This is a genomic window from Spirillospora sp. NPDC046719, assembly GCF_040645715.1.
GTDB lineage: Bacteria > Actinomycetota > Actinomycetes > Streptosporangiales > Streptosporangiaceae > Spirillospora.
This window is the reverse complement of record NZ_JBEYYT010000447.1, coordinates 1-7,492: the sequence shown is the minus strand read 5'-3', so window position 1 is coordinate 7,492 and position 7,492 is coordinate 1. Positions and strand designations below refer to the sequence as shown.

Genomic DNA, 7,492 nt, shown 5'->3' with positions numbered 1-7,492 from the left:
TGGGGCGTTCCCCGGGCGCCGCTAATCGCCCCAAAACCCCCCCCCCCCCCGGCCCGGGGGGGCCCGGGGGGTTTTGCGGGGGGGGGGGGGGCCGGGGGGGCCCCCCGGCCCGCCGCGCCGAACTTCGGCAGATGTCGCCGATGCCCGCCCACCGGGGTAGATCTACGTTGCCCGCAGGCGCGAGCCGGTGCGGACGCCCACGTCGACCAGGAGGAGCCCCGGATGGTGATCGGCTGGAAGCTGCACGGGGACGGGCGCACGCCGCCGCCCGGAGAGGTCGTCCGGCCGGGGGAGCGGCTGTCGTGGCCGCGCACCGCCGGCATCGGCGCCCAGCACGTGGTGGCGATGTTCGGCGCGACGTTCGTGTTCCCGGTGGTGATGGGCCTCGACCCGAACCTGTCCATCATGATGTCGGGGTTCGCGACGATCCTGTTCCTGCTGATCGTCGGCGGCCGGGTGCCGAGCTACCTCGGCACCAGCGCCTCGTTCGTCGGCGCGGTCGCGGCGATCCGCGCGGCGGGCGGCGACAGCGCGCGGGTGACCGGCGCGATCCTGGTCGCGGGCGCGCTGCTGCTGGTGATCGGCGTGATCGTGCACTTCCTCGGCGGCGAGGTCATCCACCGGGTGTTCCCGCCGGTGGTGACGGGCGCGGTCGTCATGCTGATCGGGTTCAACCTGGCGCCGGTCGTCGCGGACACGTACTGGCCGCAGGACCAGTGGGTCGCGCTGGCGACGCTGTGCTTCGCGGTGTTCTGCACGGTGGTGCTGCGCGGGTTCTGGTCGCGGATCGCGATCCTGCTGGCGCTGGTGTTCGGGTTCGTCCTGTCGTGGGTCCTGGACAAGACGGCCGGGGAGATCACGTCGGTGCTACCGGGGCAGAACCTGCTGGACGGGGCGGGGAAGGCGTGCACGGCGGAGGGCCCGTTCTGCGTGCCGACGGCGTTCCCGCACGAGCGGCTGAACTTCTCGGCGGTGAAGGCGGCGGACTGGTTCGGGTTCCCGCACACGCACGCGCCCGACTTCAAGACCTCCGCGATCCTGCTGGCGCTGCCGCCGGTCATCGCGCTGATCGCGGAGAACACCGGGCACGTCAAGGCGGTGGCGGCGATGACCGGGGACGACCTGAACCCGGTGCTCGGCCGCGCGATCGGCGCGGACGGCGTCGGCACGGTGCTGGCCACGGCGGTCGGCGGCTCGCCCACCACGACCTACGCCGAGAACATCGGCGTGATGGCCGCGACCCGGATCTACTCGACGGCCGCCTACTACGTCGCGGCGATCGTGGCGGTGCTGTTCGGGCTGTGCCCGAAGTTCGGCGCGCTGGTCGCGGCGACGCCGGGCGGGGTGCTCGGCGGCATCACCGTCGTGCTGTACGGGATGATCGGCCTGCTCGGCGCGAAGATCTGGATCGAGAACCGGGTCGACTTCGGCGATCCGGTCAACCTCGTCCCGGTGGCGGCGGCGATCATCCTGGGGATCGGGAACGTCACCCTGAAGATCACCGACGACTTCCCGCTGCAGGGCATCGCGCTCGGCACCATCGCGGTGCTGGTCGGCTACCACCTGCTGAACGCGGTGCGCCGCCCGGACGAGTCGGGCGGCGGCGTCATCGCGCCCGCGGAGCGGGAGATCGGCGGCCCGGTCCGTCCCGGCGGAGGCGGCGAGCCTGGTGCGCCGGGCGCACGCCGCGAGCCGGGCGAACCCGGCGGAGGCGGCGAGCCCGGCGAGCCTCCGGATCGCGAGAGCGATGCGGGCTGAGGGGGCGGCGCCGTGAAACCGCCCCCGTTCCGCCACCACGCGCCCCGCACCGTCGACGAGGCGCTCGGCATGCTCGACGGCGCCCCGGGCGCCAAGGTGCTCGCGGGCGGGCAGAGCCTCATCCCGCTGCTCAACATGCGCCTCGCCGCGCCGCCCGACCTGGTCGACGTCAACGGCGTCGCCGAGCTGGACACCGTGCACGTCGGCGACGAGGGCGTGCGGGTCGGCGCGCTGGCCCGGCACGCGCGGGTGGAGCGGTCGGTGGAGGCGGCGGCCGTGCAGCCGCTGCTCGGCCGCGCGCTGCGGCACGTCGCGCATCCGGTCATCCGCAACCGCGGCACGGTCGTCGGGAGCCTCGCGCACGCCGACCCGGCCGCGGAGCTGCCCGCCGTGCTCGCCGTCCTCGGCGGGACGGTCGAGGCCGCGTCGGTGCGGGGGCGCCGGACGATCCCGGCGGCGGAGTTCTTCACCGGCCCGCTGGAGTCGGCGCTCGGGCCGGGGGAGCTGGCGGTCGCCGCGTTCTTCCCGGCCGCGCCGCCCCGCACCGGGACGGCGTTCGCCGAGACGGCGCGGCGGCACGGCGACTACGCGCTGTCCGGCGTCGCCGCGGTCGTCACGCTCGACGAGGACCTGCGGGTCGGCGGCGTCCGCGCGGGCTACCTCGGCATCGCGCCCGCGCCCCTCGTCCTCGACCTCGCGGAGGCGGCGGGGCCGCACGGCGACTGGCCGGCCGCCGCCGCGTACGTGCGGGAGCGGATCGACCCCGAGTCCGACATCCACGCGAGCGCCCGCTACCGCCGCCACCTGACCGGGGTACTGACGGAGAGGGCGCTGGCGACCGCCGCCGCCGAGGCGCTGAGGAGGGCGCGGGACTGATGGAGGAGCTCCACGACATCGCCCTGACGGTCAACGGCGTGCACCGCACGGCGCGGGTGCCCGCCCGGCGGCTGCTATCGGACCTGCTGCGGCACGACCTCGGCCTGACCGGCACCCACGTCGGCTGCGAGCACGGCGTCTGCGGCTGCTGCACGGTGCTGATGGACGGCGACCCGGTCCGGTCCTGCCTGACGTTCGCGGTGACGGCCGCCGGGCACGCCGTCACGACGGTGGAGGGCCTCGCCGCGCCGGACGGCACGCCGTCCCCGGTCCAGCGGGCGTTCCGCGAATGCCACGGCCTGCAGTGCGGCTTCTGCACGCCCGGTTTCCTGTGCACGGTGACCGCGCTGCTGCGGGAGACGCCGCGCCCGACCGAGGACGAGGTGCTCGAAGGGATCTCCGGGAACCTGTGCCGCTGCACGGGTTACCAGAACATCGTGAAGTCGGTGCACCGCGCGGCCGAACTGCTCGCCGGGTCCGGCGCGTCCGGCGCGTCCGGCGGGACCGGCGGGTCCGGCGCAGAGAGCGAGGCGTGATGGGGACGCGCGTGTTCGGCGAGCCGGTCGAGCGCCGCGAGGACGCGCGGCTCCTCACCGGCCGCGGCCGGTACCTGGACGACCTCGGGCGGGACGCGCTCGCGGCGGCGTTCGTCCGGTCCCCGCACGCCCACGCCCGCATCGCCGACATCGACGTGTCGGACGCGCTCGACGTGGACGGCCTCGTCGCCGTCTACACCTGGGAGGACCTGCCGGGGCGCGTCGGCGAGCCGCTGCCGCTGCTCATCCCGCACCCGGCCCTGACGCACGGCCGCACCGGGTACCCGCTGGCGCGCGACGTCGTCCGGCACGTCGGCGAGCCCGTCGCGATGGTCGTCGCCCGCGACCGGTACCTCGCCGAGGACGCCGCCGAGCGCATCCGCGTCGAGTACGAGCCGCTGCCCGCCGTCGTCGGCATCGAGAACGCCGAGCGCGCCGAGCACCTCGTCCACGACGACGTCCCCGGCAACGTCGGCGCCGTCCTGCTCCAGGAGACCGGCGACGCCGCCGCGGCGATCGACGCCGCGCCGCACCGGCTGGAGTTCCGGCTGTCGATCGAGCGGTCGGCGTCCACGCCGCTGGAAGGGCGCGGCGTGTACGCGCGCTGGGACGCCGACGACGGGTCGCTGCGCGTCTACTCCTCCACGCAGGCGTCGACCAGCGTGCGCGCCGCGATCGCCGCGCGGCTCGGCCTGCCGAACGGCAAGGTCGAGGTCGTCGCGCCGGACGTCGGCGGCGGGTTCGGCGTGAAGATCGTGCATCCGTGGCCGGAGGAGGTGCTCGTCCCGTGGGCCGCGCGGCTCCTCGGCCGCGAGATCAAATGGACCGAGGACCGGCGCGAGCACTTCGTCGCCGCCGCCCACGAGCGCGGCCAGCTCCAGGACGTCCGGGTCGGGTTCGACGACGCGGGCCGCGTCCTCGGCCTGGACGTGCGGATCCTGCACGACCACGGCGCGTACACCCCGTACGGGATCATCATCCCGATCGTCACGTCGACGCAGCTGCTCGGCCCGTACAAGATCGGCGCGTACCGGGCCGAGGTCGTCAGCCTCTACACCAACACCCTCATCGTCACGCCGTACCGGGGCGCGGGCCGTCCGCAGGGCGTGTTCTGCATGGAGCGGACGATGGACCGCATCGCCCGCCACCTCGGCCTCGACCGCGCCGACGTGCGCGCCGCGAACTTCATCCAGCCCGACGAGTTCCCCTACGACCAGGGCCTGACGTTCCAGGACGGCCGCCCGCTCGTCTACGACTCCGGCGACTACCCCGAGCTGCTGCGCAAGGTGCGGGACCTCATCGGCTGGGACGGGTTCGAGGCGGAGCGGGCGGCCGCCGCGCGCCGCGGCCGCCGCATCGGCATCGGCGTCGGCGTGTACGTCGAGGGGACGGGCGTCGGCCCGTACGAGGGCGGGCACGTCGAGATCGACACGGCCGGGCGGGTGCACGTGTCGACCGGGCTGACCTCGCAGGGGCAGGGCCACGAGACCGTGTTCGCGCAGATCGCCGCCGCCGAGCTCGGCGTCCCGATCCGGGACGTGCGCGTCACGACCGGCGACACGCGGCGGTTCGGGTACGCGGTCGGCACGTTCGCGTCCCGCGCCGCGGTGATGAGCGGGAACGCGATCGCGGTGGCGTGCCGGAAGGTCCGCGAGAAGGCGCTGCGGATCGCCGGGGAGGCGCTGGAGGCCGACCCGGGCGACCTGGAGATCACCGACGGGGTCGTGCACGTCCGCGGCGACCTGTCGGCGTCCGTCCCGCTGCGGACGGTCGCGGTGCTGTCGAACCCGCTGCGGTACGCGTTCGACGCGGAGACCGCCGCGGCGACGCAGTTCGCGGTGGGCCGCCCCGCGACGGAGCCGCCCGTCGCGGAGGGGGACGAGCCGGGCCTGGAGGGGCGCGGCTACTACTCGCCCGTCCGGTCGACGTTCGCCGCGGGCGCGCACGCCGCGATCGTGGAGACCGACCCGGACACCGCCGAGATCGCGATCCTGCGGTACGCGGTCGTGCACGACTGCGGGAGGCTCATCAACCCGATGGTCGTCGAGGGGCAGATCCACGGCGGCGTCGCGCAGGGCGTCGGCGGCGCCCTCTACGAGCGGATGGTCTACGACGAGTCCGGCCAGCTCCTGAACGCCTCGTTCATGGACTTCCTCATGCCGTACGCGACGGAGGTCCCGCGCATCGAGACCGACCACCTGGAGACGCCGTCGCCGCTGAACCCGCTCGGCATCAAGGGCGCGGGGGAGGCGGGCGTCATCCCGGTGTCGGCCGTCATCGCCTCCGCCGTCGAGGACGCCGAGGGGCTGCGCGTCGAGGCGATGCCGCTGTCCCCGGACGCCCTGTACGAGCTGCGCGAACGGGCGCCCGGCGACCCGGGCCTGCGCGTCCGGGAGGCCGCGCGCGGCGGGGGCGGCGCGGCTCCGGGCGGTCAGTTCGCGGCGGGCGTCTCCGGGGCGTTGCCGCCGAGCGAGCGCGGCAGGTAGTTCTGCACGGCGGCGGGCCGGAGCCCGGCCTGCTTGATCCAGCCGAGGATCATCCGGAACTCCCCGGCCAGGCCCTTGCGGTAGTGCATCAGGATGATGTCGCCGGGCTTGAAGCCCTTGCCGCCGTCGGCGCGCGCGAACCCGTTGTAGCCGACGCCGGGGCCGGACGTGCCGTTGTAGAACTCCGCCGTCCAGGTGAGGATCGACTTCATCCCGCAGTCCTTGGACGCCTGCCGCGTCGCCTGGTTGTACGCGCCGAACGGCGGCCGGAAGATCAGCGGCCGGCGGCCGTACTCGCGCTGGATCGCGTCCGCCGAGTCGCAGATCTGCCGTTTCTGCGCGTCGGGGGAGAGCGAGGGCATGTTCGGGTGCGTGACGGTGTGGTCCTCGATCTGCGAGCCCGCGTTGCGCATCGCGAGGAAGTACTGGCCCTGGCCCCGCAGATACGTCGTGGTCAGGAACGTCAGGATCGGCACCTTCTCCTTGCGGACGATGTCGACGAATTCCGAGTCGTAGGTGTAGCCGTCGTCGATGGTGAGGAAGACGACGCGCTCGGTGGTGTCGATGTGGTCGATGACGGGGGGCAGCCCGTCGGTGGACGGTTTCGGCGGCGTCCACGTTCCGGGCTTCGGCGTCGCCCATTTCTGGTCGGCGAGCACCGAGGAGAGCTGCGTCCGCATGGACGGTCCCGACGAGCCGCCCGCCTCGGCCCGGACCACCGGCCAGCCGCCCGCGGCCGCGCCGACGACTCCGGCGGTCACCATCGCGATCACGGGCGTCTTCCCTCGCATCGGCCGCGTTCTCCGTTCGGTTGGGGGGTTCGGTTCTCGTCGTTCGCTTCGGTTGACGCGCCCGCGCGCCCGGGAGTTCGCGCGCGTTGGTATCAGCCGGACATATCTGACCATTTCCCTGCGGTGTCGCCGGGGATCTGCCCAATCCTCGGCGTGTACTCGGCACATGTTGCCGTTCGGTGCGGGGCCTGCATTCCCTAAAGTCGGAACATGCAGGTCAACGGCAGTGCCAGCGTCGCCGCGCCGCTCGCCCGCGTCTGGGACGCGCTCCAGGACCCGGCCGTGCTCGCCCGGACGATCCCCGGGTGCCGCTCCCTGGAGGAGACCGGCCCCGACACCTACCGCATGACGGTCACCGCCGGCGTCGCGTCCATCCAGGGCACCTACGTCGGGCGCGTCGAGCTCGCCGACCCCGACCCGCCGCGCTCGTTCACGCTGCGTGCGCAGGGCCAGGGCGCGCCCGGCACGGTGGACGCGACGGTCCGTGTCCGGCTCTCGGACGGCGGCGGCTCCACCCGCGTCGACTACGACGCCGACGCGGTCGTCGGCGGGATGATCGGGGGCGTCGGGCAGCGGATGCTCGGCGGCGTCGCCAAGCGGACGGCCGGCGAGTTCTTCGCCGCCGTCGAACGCGACCTGACCGCGCCGCCCGCCGAACCGGAGACCCCGTCGCCCGCCCCGGCGGCCGCGCCGTCCTCCACCGCACGGCCGGAGACCGGCCGGGTGTTCCCGGGACGCGCCGCCGCCGAGCCGGCCCCGCCCGGCGGGACGGGCGGGGCGCCGATGGTCGCCGCGTTCCTCGCCGGAGGCGCCGTCGCTCTCGCCGGGGTCGCCCTCGGCCACCTCCTCGCCCGCCGCCGGCGCTGAGCCGCGGTGAGCCGTCGTCATGGCGGCGCCGGCGACCCGCCGCCGGTCGGCGGACGCGTGGCAGGTCAGGCGTGGGGGGGGGGGGGGAGGGGGGCGGCCCCGGCCCGCCCCGCCGCCCGGGGGAGCCCGCCGATGCCCCGGGCCCGCCCCGGGGGGGGGGGGTCGGGGGGTTGGTGCG

The 7,492-nt window shown here is 74.9% G+C and carries 6 protein-coding genes; 5 read left to right on the top strand and 1 reads right to left on the bottom strand.

What is annotated here, in order from left to right; translation table 11 throughout:
* The first annotated feature begins 222 nt into the window (after nucleotides 1-222).
* The 4 genes from ABZ914_RS42490 to cutA are packed head-to-tail and all read left to right on the top strand — an operon-like array spanning nucleotide 223 to nucleotide 5,656.
* Entirely contained in the window at nucleotides 223-1,758 is a 1,536-nt protein-coding gene (locus tag ABZ914_RS42490; protein WP_500200433.1) for a uracil-xanthine permease family protein, read from the top strand.
* A 12-nt stretch (nucleotides 1,759-1,770) separates the two neighbouring features.
* The gene (locus ABZ914_RS42485; protein ID WP_500200431.1) at nucleotides 1,771-2,634 is read left to right on the top strand and encodes an FAD binding domain-containing protein; all 864 of its coding nucleotides are present in this window, start codon (nucleotides 1,771-1,773) and stop codon (nucleotides 2,632-2,634) included.
* Nucleotides 2,634-3,170: a (2Fe-2S)-binding protein gene (locus ABZ914_RS42480; RefSeq protein ID WP_500200428.1), complete on the top strand. Its 537-nt coding sequence runs from the start codon at nucleotides 2,634-2,636 to the stop codon at nucleotides 3,168-3,170. The genes ABZ914_RS42485 and ABZ914_RS42480 overlap by 1 nt, the downstream gene beginning before the upstream one ends.
* Nucleotides 3,170-5,656 (top strand): aerobic carbon-monoxide dehydrogenase large subunit, encoded by a 2,487-nt coding sequence (gene cutA, locus ABZ914_RS42475; RefSeq protein WP_500200426.1) that lies wholly within the window; start codon nucleotides 3,170-3,172, stop codon nucleotides 5,654-5,656. Before ABZ914_RS42480 ends, cutA begins: the two co-directional genes overlap by 1 nt.
* On the opposite strand, the gene ABZ914_RS42470 is transcribed toward cutA, so the two are convergent.
* On the bottom strand, nucleotides 5,602-6,447 hold the full coding sequence (locus ABZ914_RS42470) for a polysaccharide deacetylase family protein (RefSeq protein WP_387032101.1): 846 nt from the start codon (nucleotides 6,445-6,447) through the stop codon (nucleotides 5,602-5,604). The two genes, cutA and ABZ914_RS42470, sit on opposite strands and share 55 nt — an antisense overlap.
* Nucleotides 6,448-6,657: 210 nt before the next feature.
* Between ABZ914_RS42470 and ABZ914_RS42465 the strand changes: the two genes are divergently transcribed.
* Nucleotides 6,658-7,314, top strand: a complete 657-nt coding sequence (locus tag ABZ914_RS42465) for an SRPBCC family protein (RefSeq protein ID WP_500200423.1) — start codon at nucleotides 6,658-6,660, stop codon at nucleotides 7,312-7,314.
* Nucleotides 7,315-7,492 lie beyond the last annotated feature (178 nt).

Bases quoted from the DNA above. Each gene is read 5' to 3' on its own strand.
- ABZ914_RS42470 (WP_387032101.1), bottom strand. From the start codon at position 6,447: ATGCGAGGGAAGACGCCCGTGATCGCGATGGTGACCGCCGGAGTCGTC.
- ABZ914_RS42480 (WP_500200428.1), top strand. From the start codon at position 2,634: ATGGAGGAGCTCCACGACATCGCCCTGACGGTCAACGGCGTGCACCGC.
- ABZ914_RS42465 (WP_500200423.1), top strand. From the start codon at position 6,658: ATGCAGGTCAACGGCAGTGCCAGCGTCGCCGCGCCGCTCGCCCGCGTC.
- cutA (WP_500200426.1), top strand. From the start codon at position 3,170: ATGGGGACGCGCGTGTTCGGCGAGCCGGTCGAGCGCCGCGAGGACGCG.
- ABZ914_RS42490 (WP_500200433.1), top strand. From the start codon at position 223: ATGGTGATCGGCTGGAAGCTGCACGGGGACGGGCGCACGCCGCCGCCC.